Origin of the sequence: Clostridium gasigenes, assembly GCF_017348895.1 — a bacterium.
GTDB lineage: Bacteria > Bacillota > Clostridia > Clostridiales > Clostridiaceae > Clostridium > Clostridium gasigenes.
Genome location: NZ_CP071376.1, coordinates 2790480 through 2814671, shown reverse-complemented (window position 1 = coordinate 2814671; position 24192 = coordinate 2790480). Strand labels below are relative to the sequence as shown.

Here is a 24192-nt window from a genome sequence, read left to right as displayed (position 1 = left end):
TATGACGAATAAACCTCTGTCCCTTAGTCAACACTAGATATTATTAGGAGTGATATACTATGAGTAATTTCAACTTTAAAGCCATGTCTGTTTGTGGTGAATTTAATATAAGTGTTATATCAAAACACTATAATATAAATAAAAAAATAAAATGGGAAGAACCCTTAATAATAAAAAGCAATGACACCCAAGTGATTTATCTCTATCATTTTGGTTCTGCTGTCTTTGTTAATTATAGTGACGAGGAAATAGAATCATTTTTAAAAACTATCAAAGCTATAGAAGGTAGCTTTAAAAATGTTAATAATGAAATTAAATATAATTGTATTGATGAATATAGATTATTAAACCACGAAGAAGAAAAAATGGAGTTAACCTATGACGATTTATTTTTAAAGAATATAGAAGTCTATCATTTAGATATTACTGCCCTAGTTTTAGCTAAATCTGTAGCGCTTGAAACCATAGAAAAAAGAATAGATGTTATTTTTGATGAAGTTGAAAAAGTAACTGAGTCTTTAAAAAAGGGAAAGCTAAGTATAAAAGAAAGAGAAGCTGCCACTATAATAGGACATATACTTTCTCTTAAAAATAATACAATTTCTTATATTATGCTACTTGATAAACCTGCTGTAGCTTGGAAAAATGAAGAAGCAAAGATGCTTTTTGATGATCTTGCGGATCTTTTTGAGCTTAATGATAGATATGAAAATCTTAATGATAAATTTAGTGCACTTTTAAACACTACTGAAGTTTTTGCAAACTTAAGTCATTCAAAAAAAGCTACTGAATTAGAAATTATAGTTATACTCTTAATATTCATAGAAGTAGTTTTTGCTTTTAAAGAACCTGTACTAAAGCTTCTGTACTGGTTTATAGGTTGATAAATAACTACCTGTATTTATCAAAAACCTAGAAATTTAATTATTTCTAGGTTTTTAGATTTCTATTTGATTTCTGATTTTGATAAATGTTCTTTTAGTATTTTAGCTGACTCAACTAGCTTTTCTTCTTCATCCTTAGCTAATTTAACATCAAGTATTCTTCTTGCACCGCTTCTGTTTACTATAGTAGGAATTGCAAGATATAAATCTTCAATACCATATTGTCCATTAAATAATGATGAAACTGTTAGAATTGAATTTTCATCTCTTAGTATTGCTTCTGTAATTCTTGTAACAGCTAATGCTATTGCATAATTTGTATATCCCTTCCTATTAATTATGTCATAAGCAGCATCTTTAACTTGCTCTGGTATTTGCTTTTTAAAGCTACCATCACATTTTGTGCAAGTAGTTTGACAATAACTATCAGCATCCATACCTGCAATATTAGTTAAACTCCATGCTGTAATTTCGGAATCTCCATGTTCACCAATAATATAAGTGTGTACATTTCTAGCATCAATATCAAAATGCTCTGATAGCATATATTTTAATCTTGAAGTGTCTAATACTGTACCTGAGCCAATAACTCTTTCCTTAGGGAAACCCGATAATTTATAAGTTATGTAAGTTAAAATATCTACAGGGTTAGAAACTACAAGCAATATAGAATTCGGGCTATATTTAACAACTTCAGGTACTATTGATTTAAATACCTTTAGATTTTTATTTATAATATCTAACCTTGTTTCACCTGGTTTTTGACCTATACCTGCAGTGATTATTACAATATCCGAATCTTTAGTATCTGCGTAATCCCCAGCTTTAATATCAACTGATTTCACAAAGGCTGCTCCATGAGCTAAATCCATAGCTTCCCCTTCAGCCTTATCTTTATTTATATCAACAATAACAATTTCCGAAGCAATTCCATCTTGCATTAAAGCAAAAGCTGTAGCAGATCCTACAAACCCTGCACCAATTATAGAAATTTTATTTGTTTTAGTTTTTATCATTACCTTCATCTCCCTTTTAGTTTTAATTTAATATTTGCTAAACGCATCTTATTTCTTATTTAATTCTTATCCTTTTACTATGATTCAATTATATATTAGTTAATAATAATTATCAATAGATAAGGTTATTTTTTTAACAATTTTTTTTCTTTTTAACAAATCTTACATCCATTTAAACAAAAACCTCAAAAATATCCTTACCTTTAACTTGTAATCTTTCTTCTTTAAATTCTTTTCCCTTATTGAAATTAAATACAATTAAATATCCCTTATCTAAATCATTAATATCTAATGATTATTGTTCTTTCATAAATTGTTGGAACCTTTTAAGTATCTTTTCGATATCTAAGCCTCCATTTGGTTGTAGAAACTGATCTTTAAAATTATATCCGTCCATTTTGCTATAGGTATTTTCTAATTTTGATACCATATAATTATATATTAATTCTTTAAATATCTTATTTGATACATCTACCTTTCCCTAATATATCTTCTATATACTTATATAATTCTTCATAATTTTCTAGTTTTTTTATTAATGAATCAAACAAAGTATTTTTTTCTTCTAATATAATCTTACTGATTTTTGAATATTCTTCTAACATTGTTGAAATTTCTTTTCCGAAAAGCTCATATCAACATTAAAATCAATAACTATATTCCACGGTGAATTATATTTAGATTCTTCTAATTGTCTTAGCTTTAATTTTAATGTTTTCACATCATATACTCCTACTAATATAACTGATTTAAAAGTATAATCACGACCTACTTCTCTATCTAAATATTTATTTCTAAGCATTCCTATAAAGCTTAAAAACATCTGATGCTTCCTCAAAATCATTATCTATAAGTTCTTTTGTATTTATTTTACTATGCCTTATATAAAATATTATAAAATAAGCCAATGATATTTTTATATCATTGGCTTATTTCTAAATATATTTGGAGATGCCTTAATCTTCTTCTTTATCTCCAAACTGGCTATTATATAGATTCTCGTAGAAACCACCTTTTTTCATTAGTTCTTCGTGGTTTCCTTGTTCTATAATATTTCCTTCATCCATTACTAGAATTAAATCTGCATTACGTATTGTTGAAAGTCTATGTGCTATAACGAAGCTTGTTCTGCCTTTCATTATATTTTTCATAGCTTTTTGAAGTAGTAGTTCAAGTCTTGTATCTACTGAACTTGTTGCTTCATCTAGTATTAGTATTGCAGGATCGGATATTATAGCTCTTGCTATTGTTAGCAGTTGTTTTTCTCCTTGTGATATATTTGAAGCTTCTTCGTTTAGGAACATATTGTATCCATCTGGAAGTGTTTTGATAAAGTGATGAACATTAGCAACTTTTGCAGCTGCTACTATTTCTTCTTTAGCTGCTCCAAATCTACCGTATTCTATATTATCTTGAATGGTTCCATTATATAACCAAGTATCTTGAAGAACCATTCCAAAGATTGATCGTAAACCCTCACGAGTCATATCTCTAGTGTCTACTCCATCTATTTTTATAGCTCCGCCTTGAATATCATAGAATCTCATTAATAGATTTATTAGTGTGGTTTTACCCGCTCCAGTTGGCCCAACTATTGCAACCATCTGCCCACTTTTAACTTCTGCACTTAAATCATGTATTAAAGTTTTATCTTCTCCATATCCAAACTTAACATGTTCAAAAGCAACATTTCCTTTTGGATTTTCTAGTTTAATTGAATTTTCTTTATCTGGTGTTTCTTCTTCTTCCTCTAATATTTCAAATACACGGTGAACTGCTGCAAATGCTGATTGTATTGCCGATGATAATTGCGTTACTTGACTTAGAGGTTGATTTATTTGCCATATATAACGTATAAACGCTTGAAGATTACCAACTGTAATTGTTCCAGCAATAACATTAATTGCTCCAACAACTCCAATTGCTGCAATTCCCAAATAACTTACAAGAGATACTAGTGGTGACATTATGCTTGATATAAATTGAGCTTTAAACCCATTTTCAAGAAGTTCTTCATTTACTTCTTTAAAGTCCCTTATAGAATCCTCTTGTTTACCATATAATTTTATTTCGTTAAATCCAGTGTACATTTCTTGAACTTTACCATTTAATTTCCCTAAAGCTTTTTGTTGTTTTTCAAATAAGTTTTGTGATTTACCAACTATAAATCTAGATACAAAATAACTTATTGGTATTATAAGCATTGCTAAAAATGCCATTTTTACATTAATTATAAACATCATTGTAAGTGCTAGTGTTACAGATAACACCGAGTTTACTACTTGAACAAAACTTTGTTGAAGCGCATTAGAAATTGTATCTACATCATTTGTAATACGACTTAATACATCTCCATAACTATTTTTATCAAAATAACTTATTGGAAGTCTTCTGATTTTATCTGAAGTAGCATTTCTTAAATCTCTCATGGTGTTTTGAATAGCATTAGTTAATAAAAAACTTGCTATATATGTTGATGTTGCACTAAATATATATACACCTGATAATAAGATTAATACTTTTATAATGTAACTAAAGTTTACAGATGCACCTTCAATCCCTTTTCCAATATTAAGTACATCTTTTGTAAGTTGAGTTATAATAAGTCCTTCTGTTCTTGGTGCGATAGCCGTAAAAACAGCTGCTGTTATTACAAATAAAATAGCAACCATAAATGGTACTTTATAAGGTTTTACAAAAGGAGCAAGATCTCTTATTGTCTTTTTTATTTCTTTCATTGTGCAAGTTCCTCCTCTGTAAGTTGAGATGATGCAATTTCATGATATATTTCACAAGTTTTTAATAATTCCTTATGAATACCTATTCCCACTACTTCGCCTTCATTTAAAACTATAATTTTATCAGCATCCATAATAGACCCTATTCTTTGAGCAACTATTAAAACTACTGAATTTGATGTTTCTTCTTTTAACTTAGCGCGAAGTGTTGCATCTGTTTTAAAATCTAAGGCCGAAAAACTATCATCAAAGATATATATTTCTGGTCTTCTAACTAATGCTCTTGCAATAGAAAGTCTTTGCTTTTGACCTCCCGATACATTAGCTCCACCTTCACTTATTAATTCATCAAATCTTTTAGGTTTATGTGTAATAAAGTCATAAGCTTGCGCTACCTTTGCGGAATGCTCCATTTCTTCTTTACTTGCGCTTCTTTTCCCAAACTTAATATTGTTACCTATACTACCTGCAAATAACAATGTTTTTTGAGGTATAAATCCAATCTTTTTACGTAATGATTTCAAGTCATAATCCCTAACATCTACTTTATCTATTTTGATACTACCTTCTGTAACATCATAAAACCTTGGAATCAAATTAATAAGGGTACTTTTCCCACTACCAGTACTTCCTATAAATGCAATTGTTTCTCCTTTTTTCGCTTTAAAGGATATATTTTTAAGTACAGGTACTTCCCCATCTGGATAAGTAAATGTAACATTTTCAAATTCTACTTCACCTTTTATCTTTGTATCTTTAACACCATTTTTAGGATTCTTAATAAGAGGATTAGCATCTAACAATTCTTGAATTCTATTAGCTGAAACCTGTGCTTTTGGATACATAATAAATACCATTGAAAACAACATAATAGAAAACATTGCATGAAATAAATATTCTATAAATGCAACTAATTGTCCAACTTGTAAACTTCCTGTATTTATCATTTTACTTGAGACCCAAAATATAGCTATAATCGCTAAATTTAACAAGAAAAAGAAACTTGGTTGAGAAACTGCCATAAGTTTATGTATCTTTTTAGAAACATCTGTATAATTATTATTAGTTTCTGCAAATCTTTCTTTTTCATGATTATCATTTCCAAAGGCCCTAATTACCCTTATACCAGTTAAATTTTCTCTTGATATTCTGTTTAATCTATCTAAACTTGTTTGTTGTGTTTCTGATAATGGATGAGAAATTTTAGCTATAACTACTACCCCAATTAATATAAATGGTATTGTTACCGCTAATACTATAGATAGAGGTAAACTTGTTCTAAGAATCATTACTAAACTAACAGTAAACATAACTGGTGTAAGTAATCCTAATCTTAGAAGTGTGTTTGTAAACTGTAATAATTGGAAAGCATCATTAGTTGTTCTAGTAATCATTGATGATATTCCAAATTTATCATATTCACTATGAGAAAACTCTTGTGTTTTTTCAAATATATCATCTCTAATATCCCGTGTTATACTACTAGAAATCTTTGAAGAACAATATCCAAGTAATATGGTTCCCATAACTCCTACTATCGAAATTACTACTATTATAAGTCCACTTCGTTTTATATAGGATATATCCTGATTAACTATTCCTATATCAATTACCTTAGCCATTATAGTTGGTATTCCAAGTTCAACTAATGCAAATCCAAATACTGATATTACATTTAATAAAACAAGCAATTTATATTTCTTTAAATATTTTAATATTAATTTCATTCTTTTTTACTCCTTCTGTAAAAACTCATTATAACTTCTATATATATTCTTTAAATTATAATTTGTTGCATTTTGCTTATCTATCTTTAATTGTACACAACTTTGGTTATTATTTCTAATGGTTTTTTTATAATTATTAATTATTTATCCTTTTTTTATTATGAAAACCATTTCTTTATCTACAAACTTAATTTTTCATTACACACATATTGTAAAATTATACATTTATACCTTTTTATTATTTTATCTAAACTATAAAAAAAACCGCACACAATTTTAAGTGTACGGTTTTTGAAGATATTTTTTTTAAAACACTTATCTATTTTTAACCTATTAGTACTTTTCCTTCTGGATATTTATATCTAGATTTTTTATGTTTATGTGTTAAAGCCAGCGCTACTGTAAGTGGTCCAACTCTGCCTAAATACATCATAACAATTATTATGCATTTCCCTGCACTACTTAATCTTGTAGTTACGCCCATTGTTAATCCTACAGTTCCAAAAGCAGATGTCGCCTCATATAAAAGTGAAATAAATGATTCACCTGGTTCTGTTATTGTTAACATCATAGTTACTGCCATTACAAGTGTCATACCTATAAATAATAGAGCAAAAGCTTTATATACTAATTCTTTAGAAAATCTTCTTCCAAAAATTTCTGTATCTTCTCTTCCTTTAACAACAGAAATAACTGTAAATATTATTATACCAAATGTTGACGTTTTTAAACCCCCAGCAGTTGATCCTGGAGAGCCTCCAATAAACATAAGTAGAATAGTTAAAAATTTTCCGCCTAATGTCATTCCATCAGTTGATATACTATTAACCCCAGCAGTTCTTGGCGTTATTGAAGCAAGAACTGAGTTTACAACCTTATCTCTAAATCCCATTGGTGCTAGCGTTTCTGGATTAGTATATTCTAATAAAAATATACTAATTGCTCCACCAACAATTAATATTGTAGTCATTAATAAAACTACTTTAGTATGTATAGAGAACTTTTTTTTACCATTATAATTATAAATTTCAATTAAAACAGTAAATCCTAATCCTCCAATAACTATTAAAGCACCAATTGTTAATAGAATTACTGGATTATTATAATAGCCTGTTAAGCTAGTAAAATTACCAAACAAATCAAAACCTGCATTACAAAATGTTGATATTGAATGAAACACACTATAAAACAGCCCTTTTGCAAATCCAAACTCTGGTATTAGCTGACTTGATAAAAGTAATGCTCCAAATAATTGTATTGCAAATGTAAACATTAAAACATATTTAACCATTTTAACAAGTCCTTGAATACTAAAAGTATTCATAGCCTCTTGCATAATTAATCTATTTTTTAAAGTAATTCTTTTACCTAATAAAATAGCAAAAAATGTTGCAAACGACATGAACCCTAATCCACCAACTTCAATAAGAAGCATTATAACAGTTTGACCAAACAAACTCCAATGGGTTCCAGTATCTAGCGTTACAAGTCCCGTAACACAAGATGCTGATGTAGCCGTAAACAATGAATCTAAAAAATTTGTCCATTCTCCACTTGCAGATGATATAGGTAAAGTTAATACTAGCCCTCCTGTGAAAATTAATACAACAAATCCCAATGCTAGTATTTGTACTTCACTAAATTTCTTTTCTTTCATTTTCCATTCCAACTTCATAGAATCACTCCAAAATAATATTTTAAAATAAATTATCATACCTAAATGTAATAGATTTAATTATACTCACTATTTAACATTTATTCACTATTTTTCAACTTATTTAACTTAGATTTAACTTTGTCATTAGTTTTATACTTTATCTTTCCCTGTTTTTGATAATATCTTACCAAAAAAATATTAATTTATTTGCAAAATATTTTTTTATAAATACCTACCTATCATTTCACTAGTTTAACGAAATATTTTCCATCTATTTCTCTAGTATATCCTAAGCTTTCAAAAATTTTTATTGATGAAGTATTGCTAGTATTTATATATGCAGCTATTTTTTTAACTTCTTCTAAATTATCATATATAAATTCTTCTATATATTTTACTAGTTCCTTTCCAAATCCCCTGTTTCTAAAATTCTTTTCCACTGAGTAATTTATAACACTTTCCCCTTTTACTATTTCAAAGTTTATTTGTCCTATATATTCGTTTTTATTTTCTAATATAAACATATAAGAAAATTTATTATTCATTTCACTTTCAAACCACTTAGTAAATTCCTCTAAATTTTTACCTTTACCTTCTCTGGAATTCTTTATTACATCCTCATCATTTCTCCATTTAAATAAAACTTCAAAATCTTTTTTTTCTACTCTTCTCATAGGTTCTCCCTCTCTACTTAACAAAATATATTTACTTTCATGACTAATTTTCAAAATTTCACTTATTATTTTCTTTCGGCTACCTAACTAAAATGTTATCAATTTTATTTTCATATTATTATACCATTTATTTTCTTATAGCAATAGTTTACTAGCTAACTAAATTCCCTCTAATAAATAAGTAGCAAATTATAAATACTCATAATCTCTATAGACTTATCATATTATATATTAATTGAACTTTTAACAATTATTCTTTCTTAAATAGGAGTGTATTATTTAATGATATGTTTAGATAATTTAAGCCCAGAAGATTTACTACTTTTATCAAATGCAGTAGCTATTTCACTTTCTAAGGATAAAGATGCTAATGAAATAAATGTTCTTGGAAATTTTCTTGTAGGAACAGGATCTTTAATGCTTATTATTGCAGCTCAGCAACAGCTTCTATTATCCTTAAAACAAGATAATACTACCACTTAATTTTTTTATCTATCCATTTTATAACATCATCCATAACTACCTGTTTATTGTGTTCATTTAACATTTCATGTCTGCCGTCTTTATATAATTTATATTCTACATCTTTTATATTTAGGCTTTTATAGGTTTCATAAAGATTCACAATTCCTTTTCCTTCATATCCTACTGGATCTTTATCTCCTGCAAATATATATATTGGAAGTTCTTTTGGTATTGCCTTCAAGTTTTTTTCATCATGAATTTTCCAAAGACCCTTTACTAAATCATAGTAAAAAGATGTAGTGCAAATAAATCCACAATATTCATTCTTTATATACTTGTCCACTTCTTCTTCAACTGAACATAACCAATCAAAACCTGTTCTTGTATTTTTAAACTTACTATTAAAATCACCAAAAGAAAGTTTGTCCATTAATGTACTTTTCGCTTTTCTTCCTCTTATTTGCATTTCTATTTTTGCAACAGTTAAACCAACCTTTGTATAATTCTTTGGTTTTCCATTAGTTCCTGAAAGAATAAGTGCATCTATTTCATTTCCATAAAGTTCTGCATATCTTTGGCTTAGAAAAGATCCCATACTGTGTCCAAATAATATTACTCTTTTTCCTGGATTTTCTTTTTTTATTATATCTGTCAATTCTTTAATATCCTTTACCATCCAATTGAACCCATCTACCTCTGCTATGTATCCTAAAAGTTCCTTTGATATTGCTGTTCCCCCATGTCCTCTATGATCATGAGCATAAACTATATATCCTGCATCGCATATCTTCTTTGCAAATTCATCATACCTTAATACTGTTTCTGCCATTCCATGAGCAATTTGCACTACGCCCTTAACCTCTTCGTTATCTGGAACCCACTTATAACAACTAATATTTAACCCTTCTGAATCTATAAAACTAAACTGTTTCATAATTTCTTCATCTCCATTCATCAATATTATTATCAATATTATGCTCTTAAAGCTTTACATTGTCAATTTATGGAGCTGAAAGAATAAAATTTGACTATTAGCTAATTGGTTACTTTTAAACTTTATGATATACTATTGATTAGATTTTATATTTTATTTTATATAAATGATTAACACTAAATATTATTGTAGATAATATTTAGGAAGGCATCTTAGGCATTGTATAATAAACTAAAGATGTTGAGTACTATTAAGGTGGTGAAGACAATTAGTATTAAATCAATTTTAAGTATTATCGTTTCAAAATTTACAATTTTTCTAACAAAAACCTTGCTAAAAGGTGGAACAACTTTTCCTGGCCACGTTGCATTAAAACTAGATAAAAACATATTAGCTAAGGTCTCAAAAGGATATAAAGTAGTTTTAGTTACAGGTACTAACGGTAAAACTACAACTACAAGTATGATTTATAACATAGTAAAAGAGGATGGACACAAGGTTATTACAAATAATACAGGTGCTAACCTTTATTCTGGTATTGTTACAACTTTCATAGATAATTATAGTTTCTTTAATAAAGTTAAAGATACTTATGCAATTATTGAAGTTGACGAAGCTAATGTAAAATATATTACAGATCACATAACTCCAGAAGTTATTACAGTAACTAATCTATTCCGTGATCAACTTGACAGATATGGTGAAGTTTATACTACCTTAACTAAGATTTTAGAAGGTCTACCAAAAGTTCCATCTTCTACTCTTGTGCTTAATGGTGACGAATCTTTACTTGGTGATTTAAAATTACCTAACCCTACTGTTTTTTATGGCTTCAATGCAATATTAAATGAGAATAAAACTATAGAAGTTAATGCAGACGCAAAATTTTGCAAGTTCTGTAAATCTCCATATAGCTACAACTACATTACTTATAATCATTTAGGTGATTTTCATTGTCCAGGCTGTGGTTATAAAAGAGCAGAACTTAAATATTCTGTAGATGAAATTTTAGATCTTACACCAGAAAGTTCTACTGTAAAATTTGGTGATTTAGAAATTTTAATAAGCCAATCAGGAGTTTATAACATATATAATGCATTAAACGCCTATGCAATTACAAAAGAACTTGGAATTAAAGATAGTGTTATTAAATCATCTTTAGAAAATCAAAGTTCAAGCTTTGGTAGACAAGAAATTTTAAATATTGATGGTAAGGATGTAAAGATTATTCTTGTTAAAAATCCTGCTGGATATAATCAAGCTTTAGATACGCTATGTTTAAATAAAGATTCATTTGGAGCAGCATTCCTATTAAACGATAATTATGCTGATGGCCGTGATGTATCATGGATATGGGATGTTGATTTTGAAAAACTTCATACTTTAGATATTAATGAAGTTCTTATCTCTGGAATGAGATGTTATGATATGGCAGTTAGATTAAAAGTTGCAGGTTTAAATCCTGATCTATTTATATTAGAAGAAACCTTTGAAGAGTTAACTGAAAAAATCAAAACTAGTAAAAGTGATAAAATTTATGTTTTAGCAACTTATACTGCTATGATTAACTTTAGAAAACACCTTTATTCAAAGGGTTATATCAAAAAACTTTGGTAAGGAGGTTTTAATATGGAATTAAATATTTGTCACCTATATCCTGATCTTCTTAATGTTTATGGTGATGTTGGTAATATACTAATACTTAAACATAGAGCTTTGGCTAGAGGCATAAAAGTTAATATAATTGATGTTTCGTTAAATGATAACTTTAATAAAGAAGAAACTGATATAGTATTCTTTGGTGGTGGTCAAGACTTTGAGCAATCAATAGTATCTGATGATTTAAAAACAAATAAAAAAAACGAACTCGAAAAATATATTGAAGAAGGTAAAATGTTGCTTGCAATATGTGGCGGTTATCAACTTCTTGGTAAATACTATACATTACCAAGTGGTGAAAAAATTGAAGGTTTAAGTATTTTAGATATTTATACAGAAGCTGGAGATACACGTTTTATAGGTAACACTGTTATCTTTAACAAGGAGTTTAATGAAACCTATGTAGGTTTTGAGAACCATTCTGGTAAAACCTTTATAAATGACTTAAAGCCTTTTGGTAAATGCCTGCATGGTTTTGGAAACAATGGTAGTGATGGATACGAAGGTTGTGTTTATAAAAATACATTTTGCACATATTTTCACGGTTCTCTACTAGCAAAGAATCCAGAACTTGCTGACAGATTCTTGAAAATCGCTTTAGATAAGAAATATGGTGAAGTTACTTTAGCTTCTTTAGATGACACTTTAGAGTTAAAAGCTAAGGAAGTTATGATTAATAGACTTAATGGATCTTCAAAAAATAAGTAGTCCGACTCTGGTCTGTTTCTTTGAGATTCCTAAGCATATCAAAAAACAAATAGAGACTACTCATGTATCTTAGTGACGTTTAAATAAAAAAACTCCTCCCTGTAATTTGTATTAAAAATTACAGGGAGGAGTTTTTTATAATGCATCTTGACTAGTTATTTTTTTGAAGTTCCGTAATTTCTACTTTTTATTAATAACTCTTATATCTTTAAGATAATTAATTTCACATTCTTCTATATTATCTAAATTTTTAAACTCATATCCTTTTTCCTTATAGAAATCTATAGTATTTTGAAGTGATTTAACTGTTGCTACTTTATTTTGCAAATCATGCATTAATACTACTTCAACTTTATATAAACCTCCACACTCTCTAATATGAGATTCTATAAAATCTATATTTGTTTGTGTAGTTTGTGTATCTACTGTCCAATCTATATAATATTTATTACTATTAATTATATTGCTTTTAATTTCAGCTAGTACATTAGGACTATCTATTGTATTATCTGAACCACCTGGAATTCTTATAAATTTTGAATTTGATTTTCCAGTTAAACTCAAAATAGTATTTTCACAGTTTTTCAAATCATCAAAGTAACTATTAGCGCTAGAATAAATTTTATTATATTCATGTGTATCTATATGTGGTATTATACTCATTCCACTTTCATTTATTTTTTTTATTACTCCGCTGTTTGTTCTCTCATTATTTCCTTCAACAAAAAAAGTAGCTTTTATATTATTTTTCTCAAGAACTTTAATTATTTCATTTGTTAATGCAGTAGATTCCCCATCATCAAAAGTTAAATAAACCGTTTTTTTATCTTTTCCTATTTCTGCTCCATAACTTGGTTTAGAAATTATGCAACTTAATATTAAAACCAATGTAAGGATAACTAAAAATCCCTTGTTTTTTTTCATTTTCAAACCTCCCTTTTCAAATAATTATTTTCCTTTACTTATATACTAGTATTCTGCCCCTTAATTTCTTTTAATATAATAGTAAATTCATCCACTTTTATAGCTTAAATAAAATAAGAGATTTTCAAAAAATAACTAGTCAGATTCTTTCAGCTCTGTACCAAGTAAAATAGGATTCTTATGAATATTGTTATTATGTAAAGTAAGTGTTATACTATAACATACCATATGCCCTTTGGGCGTAAAATTTTATATAGAGATGGGGAGATGAACTTGAAAAAAACAAACATACTTAAATCATTAGCACTAGCTCTTTCCATATCTTTATTAGCACCACTAGCTAATAAGGTTACTGCAGAAACGAATAATGTGCCCGCTCCAAATGTAACTGGTCAGTCGGCACTAACTATGGACCTTGGAACAGGCGAAGTTATTTATTCTAAAAATGCAGATGTGAAGAGTTCTCTTGCAAGTACAACAAAATTATTAACAGGATTATTATTTGCAGAAAGCAAAGCAAAGACAGATAAGATTCCATTTACAGCATCTGCTGCAACTCAAGATGGTGGTGTAAACCTTGCAAAATATAAAAAAATTAATATTGGAGAAACATTAACTGCTGATGATGTTATGGAAGCACTTCTTATATACTCAGCAAACGATACTGCTTATATGATTGCAGACTCAGTATCTGGAAATGTAGAAAGCTTCGTATCTTTAATGAATGAAAGAGTGAAAGAACTTGGGCTAAAAGATACTAATTTCATTAATCCAAACGGATTAGAATCCTTAAATCCAAATAAACAAGTTACAGATGCTAATTATACAACAGCTTATGACTTAGCTGTCATAGCAAAAGAAGCATTTAAAAATGATTGGGTTAGAGAAACACTAGCACCAAAAACTACTCCTGCTTCAATAAATATAACAGGTTCACCAGTACCCCTTGAAACTAGAAATAAAAACCTTGGTATAGATGGTAATATAGGTGGAAAAACTGGAACTGAAGAGCTAGCAGGTCATTGCTTTGTTGGATACTATGAACAAGATGGCAGACAATTAGTTACTGTTGTTTTAGGATCAGAATATGGGGCTGATGGTATGAATGTATTTCATGACACCTCTGCAATTGCTAAATACGGTTACGACGCACAAAAAGAAATATATAAAAAATCTAACGAGGAAGTTGGAACTGTTGATTTAGAATATAAATTATTTAGATTCTTTGGTCCTTCTAAAAAGATTACTGCTCCAATAGTTTTATCTCAAGATGTAAATTATTATAAGAATGATTTAAATGATAAAACAGCTGATATTTCTTATAAAGCTGAAGATAAAAACGCTTGGCAAGTTACTGGTGGCACCGAAGTACCATTAACATTTACAACAATAGGTCACACAGAAGAAGTTAAAGGAACTGTAAAAGTTTCTGCATCAGACTTACTAAAATCAAACTTAACTTTCTATTTAGCTATATTGCTTATTATAGTAATTATAACAGTATTACTCCTTCTTATTTCACGAATAATTAATATGAGAAAGAGAAAGCGAAATAGAAAAAGAAATAGATATTAAATAAAAAGTGCCCTAGGGCACTTTTTATTTTTTGAAGATTTCTTAATTAAATTTTATCTATTTTTTAAATTTAAATTGTAAAATTTTCTCTTCTAAAATTTCAGCTAATTGTTTAAGCAATGTAGAACTTGATGCAATCTCATCTGTAGCTGTTGCAACCTCTTCGCAAGATGCTGATACTTCTTCTGATCCTGCTGCTGTTTGTTCACCTACAGAAGATAAATTGTGTATTTGTTCTATTATATTATCTTTGCCTTTATCAAGAGCCTTAATATCTATTGTTATATTTTCGACCTTATTGCTTACTGTTAATATAGAACTAATAATTTCTTTAAATATTTCTTCAGCTTTATTAACTGATTCTTCTTGCTCCATAACAGATACTGTAGCTTCTGAAACACTTTCAACAGCTATAATAACCTTATCCATTACCTCTTTTATAACTCCATCAATTTCTTTTGCAGACTTTGATGTTTCTTCAGCAAGTTTTCTTATTTCATCAGCTACTACTGCAAAACCTCTTCCTGACTCTCCAGCCCTGGCTGCTTCAATAGCTGCATTTAACGCTAAAAGATTAGTTTGTTCTGTAATTTGAGCAATAGTTTCATTCATTTTAGCTATTTTTTGAACGCTTACTGATACTAGTAAAACTTCTTCATTTACATTATTAGTTGATATTTTAGTTTGATTTGATTTTTCCTTAACCAGTGATATTATTTTAACCCCATCTTCACTTAACCCTTTAGTCTTTACACCTTCATTATTAACTTGTTGTATTTCATTGTTAATATTATCTATTGATGATGAAACTTCATCCATATCTGTTGATAAATTTTCTAGACTACTTGCTGATTGCATACTTCCTTTTGTAATTTCTTCTATTGTAGATGCTACCTGCCCCATAGACGCTGCTACTTCTTCGCTCATAGTAGCTAAATTTGTTGATGAAGAATTAACCTCACTAATTGATACGTATGCATCATTTATTAAATCAGCTACATTTTCTTTCATATCATTAAAGCTACTCGCAAGTTCTTCTAATTCATCACCAGTATTAACCTCAAGAATTCCTGTAAAATCACCTTTAGCTGCTTTTAATGTATCTTCTTTAATTTTCCTCACTGCCACATCTATAGCTTTAGAAAATAATTGTACAAGTATAATAATTATTATAAGAGCTATAATACTTGCTATAATACATGTTAACCTATTTGTATTTAATATTTCATTATAATCTTTATTAGTTTTTTCAATTAATATTTTTAATTTCAACTCTGTAATATCTGTATAATATGTTACAAGTTTTTCATTTTCTACAGAGTACTTCATTAGCCCATTTTCTTTATTTTCATTTTCTAAACCAGTAGAACTTATATCTTTATAATTTTGACCAATAAGTTCCTTATTTCCATGGCTTATAACAGTCGAATTCTTATCTAATAAAACTATTCCTCCACCATTTTTAAAGGTTATTTTAGAAATTTCTTCTGAAATAGAAGCTAAATCTAAATCTACTGAAACAACACCTTTAACTTGTCCATCTTTAACAACTGCTTTTGACATAGTTAAAACTGGCTTTTTTGTTACAACATCATTATATACTTCACTTATATAAACAGATTCTGGAGCTTTAGCAGCATTAACATACCAGTCATGTTCTGTGAAATTTATATCCTTGCTTATATCATCCTCAGGGTACACAATAAATTTATTTTCATTTGATACAAATATACCATTAAGTAAATCTTTATTGTTATCCTTTAAATTCGCAATATTTTTTTAGCACTATCAATTGTTGTATACGAGTCTAACGCCTTAAGTGTTCTTTCAATACCCATCAATTTATTATTTATGTTGTCACTAGCTACTAATGATAAATTATCACCTTCTACTATAAACTCATCACTAACTTGTTTTGAAAAAACTGCATATAAACCAAAGTAAATAAGTAGAATCGGAATTAATGTAACAATGATCATTAATGAAAAAATCTTAGTTTTTAATTTTTTAACTTTTTTAATCTTAATACCATCTTTATTTAACATTACCATTTCTCCCCTTTTATAATATTATCATAAATATTTTTCGTATTTTTATATTAAAACTTAATAGATATCTAAAAAGCAATAATTTCCATAAAAAATTCAATTAATAATTTATAATAACATACCTAACAAAAATAATCATATTATGATATAATTTTTATTAAATATACTTAGGGAGCTTTTAAAAATAACTAGTAATATTTGGGTTTGTTTTGAGTTATGGGTCTTCACTTAACACAAAATATTCTTAGAATATTTAACTTGTTATTTTATTTTAGTTCACTCGCAAGGAGAATAATATGAATAAAGTTGATTTTAAAGGTAGTGTGGTTTTAAATCCAGTACCTGTTGTTTTAATTACTTCAAGAAATAAAGAAGGAAAAGATAATGTTTTTACCATCGCCTGGGGGGGAACTATTTGTACAAAACCACCTATGGTTTCAATATCTATTAGACCTGAGAGGTTATCTTATGAATATATAAAAGAAAGTATGGAATTTATAATAAATATGCCTTGTCAAAAAATAGTTAATGCTGTTGATTATTGCGGAGTTAAACCTGGTAGAAAATTCGATAAAATTAAAGAAATGGGATTTACCATGAAAGAAGGAACTCATGTAAATGCAGCTTATATAGATGAATGTCCTGTTGCAATAGAATGCAAGGTTAAAAGTATAACTGCACTTGGAACTCATGATATGTTTGTAGCTGAAGTTATAGGATCTCATATTAATGAAAATCTTATGGACGAAAAGGGAAAACTACATTTTGAAAAAGGTGATTTAATTACCTATTGTCATGGTGAATATTATCCAATGAGTAAAAATGCTATTGGAAGCTTTGGTTTCTCTGTTGCAAAACCTAAATTAAAAGAAGATAAATCTATTTTGAGCAAAGATAAACTTATAAAAAATGTAACTGAAAAGTCTTCTACAAATAATATAAACAAACAGGCTACTATAAATTCAAAAAAAACAAAGCCTAAAAATTCAAATACAACTGTTAAATCTGGTAAAAAATCTTTCCCTTCAAAGAAGAAAAAATCCAGAATTTAGTTTCCTTAACTTAACAACAGGGTTGTCCATTGACTTAATTTTTTTTTGTATTATAATGAATAATAGCAAATTAAATATTACCTATATGCATTAATAAGGGGGATATAAATGTACGTACTAACTTATAAAATTAATTCAAATGAATTAGATGAAAAAATAGAATTACTACAAATTAATGATATTTTCAATACTTTTTATGAAACTCCACTTGAAATAACAACAGATGATTTCGGATATGGTTATTTAGAGAAGGAAAATGAAATAATTGATTTTAAGGTATCTTTTGAAGGAGAGTCTAAGGATCTTGAAGGTTTTAAAACACAAGTTTCTACTTTACTTAATAGTAAAATTGTAAACATTGAAGAAATAAATTATGATTATTCAACTTATGAATTTCCAGCTGTACATATAGATGATAATTGGGTTTTAGCAGGTGTTTCTGAAGACTTCCCAAATAAGAACAAAATTTGTTTTATTCCTCAAGGGGCTTTTGGTACAGGACTTCATGAAACTACTCAAGATATACTTAAAGTATTACTTAACACCTTAAATTTAAATGATAAAACTGTTTTAGATATAGGGACTGGCTCTGGTATCTTATCAATAGCATCAGCTATTGTAGGGGCATCTAGTGTTACTGCATTAGATATTAGAGATGTAAAAGATGAAGTTGAATTAAATGCTTCTCTTAATGGGTTATACAACATAGAAGTTTTAGTAGGTGATGCTTTATCTAACGAAGTTACTGTTAAAGATGAATATGATTGGATATACATAAACATTGGCGGTGAAGAAACTATAATGTTTATGGACTTCATAAAATCTCATTTATCATCAAATGGTAAAATACTAGTATCTGGTCTTGTAACATGGAGCTATGACTCCATGGAAGAAAAAATTAAAAATTATGGATTTACTTTACTAGAAAAGCATCAGACAAATGAATGGGTAACAGCAATATTCAAATTAAATTTAGATGTTTAACAAAAATAATAGATCAAGGTACATCTTAAAGTGCCTTATAAAAATAAATCCTGTGGCCATTGCCACAGGACTTATTTTTCATAATATTTCTAATAAATTATATAGGTCTATTTTTTGCATGCCTAATCTTTACTATATAGATATTTATAAATACTATAATTAGTTTTCACCTTATCTACATACTTCTTAGTTTCTGGAAAAGGTATATAATCTAATTTTTTACCATCCTTAGAATATTCTTTATTTTCCAGCCACTCCTTCACATGCCCACTACCGCCATTATAAGCTGCTATTACTAAATCTAAATCTGTAAATTCACTTTCTAAATTTGCTAAATACCAACAACCCATTCTTATATTAATCTTTGGATCAAATAGCATATTAGGAAGAAAATAATTCATTCCTATTTCTTTTCCTGCCCACTCCCCCGTTTTATCCATAATTTGCATAAGACCTTTTGCCTCTCTAATAGACAAAGCATCTTCTTTAAAATCACTTTCTGTTTTAATTACCGATAATACTAGTAATGGATCTATGTCATATTCTTCACTAAATTTATCTACATATTCACTGTATTTATAAGGGAAAACATATTCTTTCATTATAAATGTTAATGAAAAATAAGTTATAACTAATGCTATTAAAATTATCAAAATTCGTCTAAACTTCATAACGTCTCCTTGCTAACAAATTTTCTTTAAAAAATCTACTAAGCCATCTACTTGTTCTTTTGTCGCTACCAACTCTTTATTATTATCAATAATCATATCTGCAAATGATTTTTTAGTATCTAATGACAATTGAGAATTAATTCTATTTATTGCCTCATCTCTTGAAAGCCTATCTCTAAGCTTTATTCTTTGAACTTGAGTATTATTATCTACCCAAACAACTATTATATAATCCATTTCATCTTGCAAATTATTTTCTACTAATGTTGGTGCATCTAAGATAACTAGTTTCTTCTTTAATTTTTTTTCTTTATTTAACGCCTCATAAATTTCTTTTTTTATATAGGGCATGATTATAGCTTCGTATTTTTTTCTTTCCTTTGGGAATCTAAATATATGATTTCCAAATTCCTTACGTCTAAAGTCCCCTCTCCAGTCAAAAAATCCTGAACCAAATTCAATTTTAACTTTTTCAAGAATTTCAGGAAAATTTAAAAGCACATCTTTTGCTATAATATCTGCATCTATAATAGAAAACCCATTATCTTTTAATATTTTAGATACTGTACTTTTACCTGATCCAATTCCTCCAGTTAACCCTATTTTAATCATCTAATTAAGCCCCCTTATTTAGCTTCATACCATGTTTTTCCTAAATTCATATCTACATCTAACGGCACTGAAAGTTTTAGTACCGCTTCCATTTCCTCTTTAACTAATTTTTTAACTTCTTCAAGTTCATCTGCTTTTACATTTAAAATAAGTTCATCATGAACCTGTAGTATCATTGTACTTTTTAAGTTTCTACTATTTAATGTGTTATACACATTAACCATAGCAAGTTTAATTATATCTGCAGCACTACCTTGAATTGGTGCATTCATTGCAAGCCTTTCTCCAAGAGCCTTAACTATTCTATTTGAAGATTTTATTTCAGGAATAAATCTTCTTCTGTTTAGAAGTGTTAAAACATAACCTAAATCTTTAGCCTCTTCCATTACTGTATCTAAGAAACCTTTTATTTTCGGATATCTTTCAAAGTATATTTCCATATATTCTGAAGCTTCTTTTTTAGTTATTTTTAAATCTTGTGATAAACTAAAATCGCTTATTCCATAAACAATACCAAAGTTAACAGCTTTTGCTCTGCTTCTCATTATTGATGTAACTTCATTTATAGGCACTTTAAACACTTCTGAAGCAGTTTTAGTATGAATATCAGTATGATGTTTAAAAGCATCAATCATATTAGTCTCTTCTGCCATATGAGCAAGAACTCTAAGCTCTATTTGAGAATAATCACAAGATAATAATATATCCCCCTCTGACATAGGAATAAATACTTTTCTAATTTCTCTTCCCATTTCTTGTCTAATTGGAATATTTTGAAGGTTTGGTTCTGTACTTGATAATCTTCCTGTAGTTGTTACAGTTTGATTAAAACTTGAATGTATACATCCATCTTTATCAATTACATTTTTTAATCCTTCAACATATGTTGAGTTTAATTTTGTTATAGTTCTATAATAAGTTATTTTAGGAATTATTTCATGTTTATCCTGTAATTTTTCTAAAACCTCTGCATTTGTTGAATATCCAGTTTTAGTTTTTTTAATTACAGGTAAATCTAACTTTTCAAACAATATTTTTGCAAGTTGTTTTGGTGAACTTATATTAAACTCTTCCTCTGATAATGCAAAAATTTCTTTTTCTGTTCTCTTTATCTCTTCTTTAAAAATAACAGATAATTCATCTAATTTATTTTTATTAATATTAAATCCTAAAGTCTCCATAGATGACAGAACAAATATTAATGGATGTTCAATTGTGTAATATAACTCATCCATATCTTCATCTTTTATCCTATTCTTTAAAACTTCATATAAGTCCTTCATTTTAATTACAATGTTACCCTTTAAAGAAATACCTTCTCCTGTAATTTCTTCTCCTAGATATTCATTTACAAGAGTTATTATTGGATAACTTGATTTTGCAGAATCTATAAGATAAGCTGCAATTGCAGTATCAAAATCAAAACTTTTTATGCTTATTCCCATTTTATTTAATACTGTAACTAAATTTTTACCATCATTTATTACTTTAAATATTTTTTCATTTTCCATAAAGTTTTTTAAAGCTAGCATGCTTCCATCTTTATTTTCTTCAATTATTTCTTTCATATTAATTGAAGAAACTATTTCGCCATCATAAATCATCATATTATCTAAGTTTATTTCTGAGTATTTAGAGGCATTACTTATTTCATAAGTAATGTAACTTCTTTCATTTAAATTATTTATTACATCATTTAATTCTTGAAGCGTGTTAACTTCTTTTACATCTATAATAACTTCTTCTTTTTCTTCTTTATTTGATTCTGGTAATTTAGGTATTAATGTTTTTAATTGAAGTTTAAATAATAACTTTATAAGTTTTTCCCTATTGTACTCTTGTTGACTTTTAATTTCATCAAAATCAAAATCTATAGGAACTTCTGTCATTATAGTAGCTAACTTTTTACTGAAAATTGCTTGTTCTCTATAAATTTCCAAATTCTCTTTAAGTTTTTTACCACTAATATTATCTATATTATTTAATACCTCTTCCACAGAACCATAAGTTTGAATTAACTTAAAGGCAGTTTTTTCTCCTATTCCTGGAACTCCTGGTATATTATCAGATTTATCACCCATTAACCCTTTAACATCAATAAATTGATTTGGTGTTACTCCAAATTCTTCTACAAAAGTTTTGTAGTCATAAATTGCTGTTTCACTTACACCTTTTTTAGTTATAACTACATTTATATTTTCTGATGCTAATTGAAGAGCATCCTTATCTCCTGTTACTATAAACACTTCTATTCCATTTTCCTCTGCATTCTTTGCAAGGGAACCTATTATATCATCTGCCTCAAATCCATCTATTTCATGAATAGTAATGGATAATAATGAAAGTATCTCCTTAACTAATGGAAATTGCTCCGCAAGTTCTGGAGCCATTTTTTTTCTTCCAGCTTTATATTCATCAAATTCTTTATGTCTAAATGTTGGCGCCTTTCTATCAAAAGTTGCAACTATGTAATCTGGTTTTAATTCTTCCTTAATCTTAAACAACATATTGAAAAATCCATAAACTGCATTTGTATTTACCCCTTCACTTGTTGTAAGTGGTGGGATTGCAAAAAAAGCTCTATTTAAAAGACTGTTCGAATCTAAAATAAGTAATCTTTCCATTTTTTCCTCCAATGTTTAGTGTATTTAATTTAATTATACTATTTATAACTATAAAAATCATTATTCATTTAGTTATATGAAATAAATACTACCACACTACTATTTATCTTGATATACATTAATAAATATTAACTTTTTAGTATTAAAATATACTTAAATCTAACTCATCTGATAAATCTTTAATAAGTCTAAGTCCCGCTATACTATTTCCCTTTTTATCTAATGAGGGTCCATATATTCCAATTCCATAACTTCTAGGTACTGTGGCTAAAATTCCTCCACCAACACCAGATTTTGCTGGTATTCCAACTTTCACTGCAAATTCTCCTGAGGCATCATACATTCCACAAGTAACCATAATAGTTTTTGCTATTCTACAAACATCCCTAGACATTAATCTTTGACCGTTCCAAGGAGCTAACCCATCATTTGCAAGAACAGCCCCAAATCTAGCTAAATCACGAGCTGTTACTTCAATTGAACATTGTCTAAAATAAAGGTCTAAAATTTCTTCAACATTACCCTCTAAAACCTTATTACTTTTCATAAAATATGCTAATGATCTATTTCTATCTCCAGTAATTTTTTCACATTCATAAACTTCTTCATTTATACTTATGTTTTGATTATTTGTAGCTCTTCTTAAAAATTCTATTATTCTTTCAAATTTTTCTTCTTTGCTTTCTCCATAAATAAGTGAAGTAGTTACAATTGCACCTGCATTTATCATCGGGTTGTAAGGTATCTTTTTATTTCTAACTTCAAGGTTAATTATTGAGTTAAAACCCATCCCCGTTGGTTCCACATTAACTTTTTTAAATACATTTTCTCTACCATTATCACTTAATGCTAAAATCAAACTTACCACTTTTGAAATACTTTGTATAGTGAACTTTGTATCACAATCTCCTGCATGAAACTCTCTTCCACTATTTAGTTCAACAATACATATTCCTAAATGTTCTGGGTCAGCCTCTAAAAGTGATGGTATATAAGAAGCTAACTTTCCTTGTTTTCCATATATTCTATTATTATCTACTAATGTAGTTAATAAATTAAACATGCAATACACCTCTTTCCTAATCTTTTGTTTTTGCATATTAATTTAAGTATTAATATTAATATGGCTTATTCTCTAAGGTATCTTACAAAAAATAACAAGCCATAATCTGACTAATATTTTTTGAAACTTTCTAAGTAAGTATTACTATTATATTAATAATAATACCTATATACAAGG

General features: G+C 28.0%; 20 protein-coding genes and 1 pseudogene. 7 read left to right on the top strand and 14 right to left on the bottom strand.

The genetic code is table 11. From position 1 onward, the window contains the following. Positions 1-59: 59 nt before the first annotated feature. Positions 60-884, top strand: a complete 825-nt coding sequence (locus tag J1C67_RS13120) for an RMD1 family protein (RefSeq protein ID WP_167867130.1) — start codon at positions 60-62, stop codon at positions 882-884. A 62-nt stretch (positions 885-946) separates the two neighbouring features. Here the strand turns inward: J1C67_RS13120 and J1C67_RS13115 are convergent, their stop codons facing one another. From J1C67_RS13115 to J1C67_RS13085, 6 genes and pseudogenes are all read right to left on the bottom strand, one after another. After that, positions 947-1900, bottom strand: a complete 954-nt coding sequence (locus J1C67_RS13115; protein WP_089965390.1) for an L-lactate dehydrogenase — start codon at positions 1898-1900, stop codon at positions 947-949. A 376-nt stretch (positions 1901-2276) separates the two neighbouring features. Then, positions 2277-2729, bottom strand: a pseudogene (locus tag J1C67_RS19975) (AAA family ATPase); the annotation flags it as partial. 127 nt (positions 2730-2856) lie between these two features. After that, positions 2857-4638: an ABC transporter ATP-binding protein gene (locus tag J1C67_RS13100; RefSeq protein ID WP_167867131.1), complete on the bottom strand. Its 1782-nt coding sequence runs from the start codon at positions 4636-4638 to the stop codon at positions 2857-2859. Beyond that, entirely contained in the window at positions 4635-6365 is a 1731-nt protein-coding gene (locus tag J1C67_RS13095; RefSeq protein ID WP_167867132.1) for an ABC transporter ATP-binding protein, read from the bottom strand. Before J1C67_RS13095 ends, J1C67_RS13100 begins: the two co-directional genes overlap by 4 nt. 325 nt (positions 6366-6690) lie before the next feature. After that, positions 6691-8040, bottom strand: coding sequence for a TrkH family potassium uptake protein (locus J1C67_RS13090; protein WP_089965379.1), 1350 nt, complete (start codon positions 8038-8040; stop codon positions 6691-6693). A 221-nt stretch (positions 8041-8261) separates the two neighbouring features. Further along, a complete protein-coding gene (locus tag J1C67_RS13085) occupies positions 8262-8696 on the bottom strand; it encodes a GNAT family N-acetyltransferase (RefSeq protein WP_167867133.1) in 435 nt (144 codons plus the stop codon). Positions 8697-8978: 282 nt separating this feature from the next. On the opposite strand from J1C67_RS13085, the gene J1C67_RS13080 reads away from it, so the two are divergent. After that, a complete protein-coding gene (locus J1C67_RS13080) occupies positions 8979-9179 on the top strand; it encodes a hypothetical protein (RefSeq protein WP_089965374.1) in 201 nt (66 codons plus the stop codon). Here J1C67_RS13080 and J1C67_RS13075 read toward each other — a convergent pair. Next, positions 9169-10095 (bottom strand): alpha/beta hydrolase, encoded by a 927-nt coding sequence (locus tag J1C67_RS13075; protein ID WP_167867171.1) that lies wholly within the window; start codon positions 10093-10095, stop codon positions 9169-9171. The two genes, J1C67_RS13080 and J1C67_RS13075, sit on opposite strands and share 11 nt — an antisense overlap. Positions 10096-10353: 258 nt before the next feature. On the opposite strand from J1C67_RS13075, the gene J1C67_RS13070 reads away from it, so the two are divergent. Both J1C67_RS13070 and J1C67_RS13065 read left to right on the top strand, forming a co-directional pair. Then, a complete protein-coding gene (locus J1C67_RS13070; RefSeq protein ID WP_089966500.1) occupies positions 10354-11712 on the top strand; it encodes a Mur ligase family protein in 1359 nt (452 codons plus the stop codon). A 12-nt stretch (positions 11713-11724) separates the two neighbouring features. Next, positions 11725-12462, top strand: a complete 738-nt coding sequence (locus J1C67_RS13065) for a type 1 glutamine amidotransferase (protein ID WP_089965372.1) — start codon at positions 11725-11727, stop codon at positions 12460-12462. Positions 12463-12642: 180 nt separating this feature from the next. Here J1C67_RS13065 and J1C67_RS13060 read toward each other — a convergent pair whose 3' ends face one another. Continuing rightward, a complete protein-coding gene (locus J1C67_RS13060; protein WP_167867134.1) occupies positions 12643-13386 on the bottom strand; it encodes a polysaccharide deacetylase family protein in 744 nt (247 codons plus the stop codon). 273 nt (positions 13387-13659) lie between these two features. Here J1C67_RS13060 and J1C67_RS13055 point away from each other — a divergent pair, with 273 nt between their 5' ends. Beyond that, positions 13660-14961: a D-alanyl-D-alanine carboxypeptidase family protein gene (locus tag J1C67_RS13055; RefSeq protein WP_167867135.1), complete on the top strand. Its 1302-nt coding sequence runs from the start codon at positions 13660-13662 to the stop codon at positions 14959-14961. A gap of 57 nt (positions 14962-15018) precedes the next feature. Here the strand turns inward: J1C67_RS13055 and J1C67_RS13050 are convergent, their stop codons facing one another. Both J1C67_RS13050 and J1C67_RS13045 read right to left on the bottom strand, forming a co-directional pair. Further along, positions 15019-16734, bottom strand: a complete 1716-nt coding sequence (locus J1C67_RS13050; RefSeq protein WP_280526561.1) for a methyl-accepting chemotaxis protein — start codon at positions 16732-16734, stop codon at positions 15019-15021. Further along, the gene (locus tag J1C67_RS13045) at positions 16722-17006 is read right to left on the bottom strand and encodes a hypothetical protein (RefSeq protein ID WP_167867137.1); all 285 of its coding nucleotides are present in this window, start codon (positions 17004-17006) and stop codon (positions 16722-16724) included. The genes J1C67_RS13050 and J1C67_RS13045 overlap by 13 nt, the downstream gene beginning before the upstream one ends. Positions 17007-17305: 299 nt before the next feature. Between J1C67_RS13045 and J1C67_RS13040 the strand changes: the two genes are divergently transcribed. Both J1C67_RS13040 and J1C67_RS13035 read left to right on the top strand, forming a co-directional pair. Next, positions 17306-18061 carry a flavin reductase family protein gene (locus tag J1C67_RS13040; RefSeq protein ID WP_167867138.1) on the top strand — a complete coding sequence of 252 codons (756 nt, stop codon included), beginning with the start codon at positions 17306-17308 and terminating at the stop codon, positions 18059-18061. 108 nt (positions 18062-18169) lie between these two features. Next, positions 18170-19045 carry a 50S ribosomal protein L11 methyltransferase gene (locus J1C67_RS13035; protein ID WP_167867139.1) on the top strand — a complete coding sequence of 292 codons (876 nt, stop codon included), beginning with the start codon at positions 18170-18172 and terminating at the stop codon, positions 19043-19045. Between the two features lie 122 nt (positions 19046-19167). On the opposite strand, the gene J1C67_RS13030 is transcribed toward J1C67_RS13035, so the two are convergent. From J1C67_RS13030 to glsA, 4 genes are all read right to left on the bottom strand, one after another. After that, positions 19168-19716, bottom strand: a complete 549-nt coding sequence (locus J1C67_RS13030) for a lytic transglycosylase domain-containing protein (RefSeq protein ID WP_167867140.1) — start codon at positions 19714-19716, stop codon at positions 19168-19170. A 12-nt stretch (positions 19717-19728) separates the two neighbouring features. After that, entirely contained in the window at positions 19729-20328 is a 600-nt protein-coding gene (gene coaE / locus J1C67_RS13025; protein ID WP_167867141.1) for a dephospho-CoA kinase, read from the bottom strand. A 14-nt stretch (positions 20329-20342) separates the two neighbouring features. Further along, on the bottom strand, positions 20343-22952 hold the full coding sequence (polA, locus tag J1C67_RS13020) for a DNA polymerase I (protein ID WP_167867142.1): 2610 nt from the start codon (positions 22950-22952) through the stop codon (positions 20343-20345). Positions 22953-23094: 142 nt separating this feature from the next. After that, complete coding sequence (glsA, locus tag J1C67_RS13015; protein WP_167867143.1) at positions 23095-24015, bottom strand: glutaminase A; 921 nt, start codon at positions 24013-24015, stop codon at positions 23095-23097. Positions 24016-24192: the final 177 nt, after the last annotated feature.

Coding starts and splice junctions, on each gene's coding strand:
- J1C67_RS13120 (WP_167867130.1), top strand. CDS start 60: ATGAGTAATTTCAACTTTAAAGCCATGTCTGTTTGTGGTGAATTTAAT.
- J1C67_RS13115 (WP_089965390.1), bottom strand. CDS start 1,900: ATGATAAAAACTAAAACAAATAAAATTTCTATAATTGGTGCAGGGTTT.
- J1C67_RS13100 (WP_167867131.1), bottom strand. CDS start 4,638: ATGAAAGAAATAAAAAAGACAATAAGAGATCTTGCTCCTTTTGTAAAA.
- J1C67_RS13095 (WP_167867132.1), bottom strand. CDS start 6,365: ATGAAATTAATATTAAAATATTTAAAGAAATATAAATTGCTTGTTTTA.
- J1C67_RS13090 (WP_089965379.1), bottom strand. CDS start 8,040: ATGAAGTTGGAATGGAAAATGAAAGAAAAGAAATTTAGTGAAGTACAA.
- J1C67_RS13085 (WP_167867133.1), bottom strand. CDS start 8,696: ATGAGAAGAGTAGAAAAAAAAGATTTTGAAGTTTTATTTAAATGGAGA.
- J1C67_RS13080 (WP_089965374.1), top strand. CDS start 8,979: ATGATATGTTTAGATAATTTAAGCCCAGAAGATTTACTACTTTTATCA.
- J1C67_RS13075 (WP_167867171.1), bottom strand. CDS start 10,095: ATGAAACAGTTTAGTTTTATAGATTCAGAAGGGTTAAATATTAGTTGT.
- J1C67_RS13065 (WP_089965372.1), top strand. CDS start 11,725: ATGGAATTAAATATTTGTCACCTATATCCTGATCTTCTTAATGTTTAT.
- J1C67_RS13060 (WP_167867134.1), bottom strand. CDS start 13,386: ATGAAAAAAAACAAGGGATTTTTAGTTATCCTTACATTGGTTTTAATA.
- J1C67_RS13045 (WP_167867137.1), bottom strand. CDS start 17,006: ATGTTAAATAAAGATGGTATTAAGATTAAAAAAGTTAAAAAATTAAAA.
- J1C67_RS13040 (WP_167867138.1), top strand. CDS start 17,306: ATGAATAAAGTTGATTTTAAAGGTAGTGTGGTTTTAAATCCAGTACCT.
- J1C67_RS13035 (WP_167867139.1), top strand. CDS start 18,170: ATGTACGTACTAACTTATAAAATTAATTCAAATGAATTAGATGAAAAA.
- J1C67_RS13030 (WP_167867140.1), bottom strand. CDS start 19,716: ATGAAGTTTAGACGAATTTTGATAATTTTAATAGCATTAGTTATAACT.
- coaE (WP_167867141.1), bottom strand. CDS start 20,328: ATGATTAAAATAGGGTTAACTGGAGGAATTGGATCAGGTAAAAGTACA.
- polA (WP_167867142.1), bottom strand. CDS start 22,952: ATGGAAAGATTACTTATTTTAGATTCGAACAGTCTTTTAAATAGAGCT.
- glsA (WP_167867143.1), bottom strand. CDS start 24,015: ATGTTTAATTTATTAACTACATTAGTAGATAATAATAGAATATATGGA.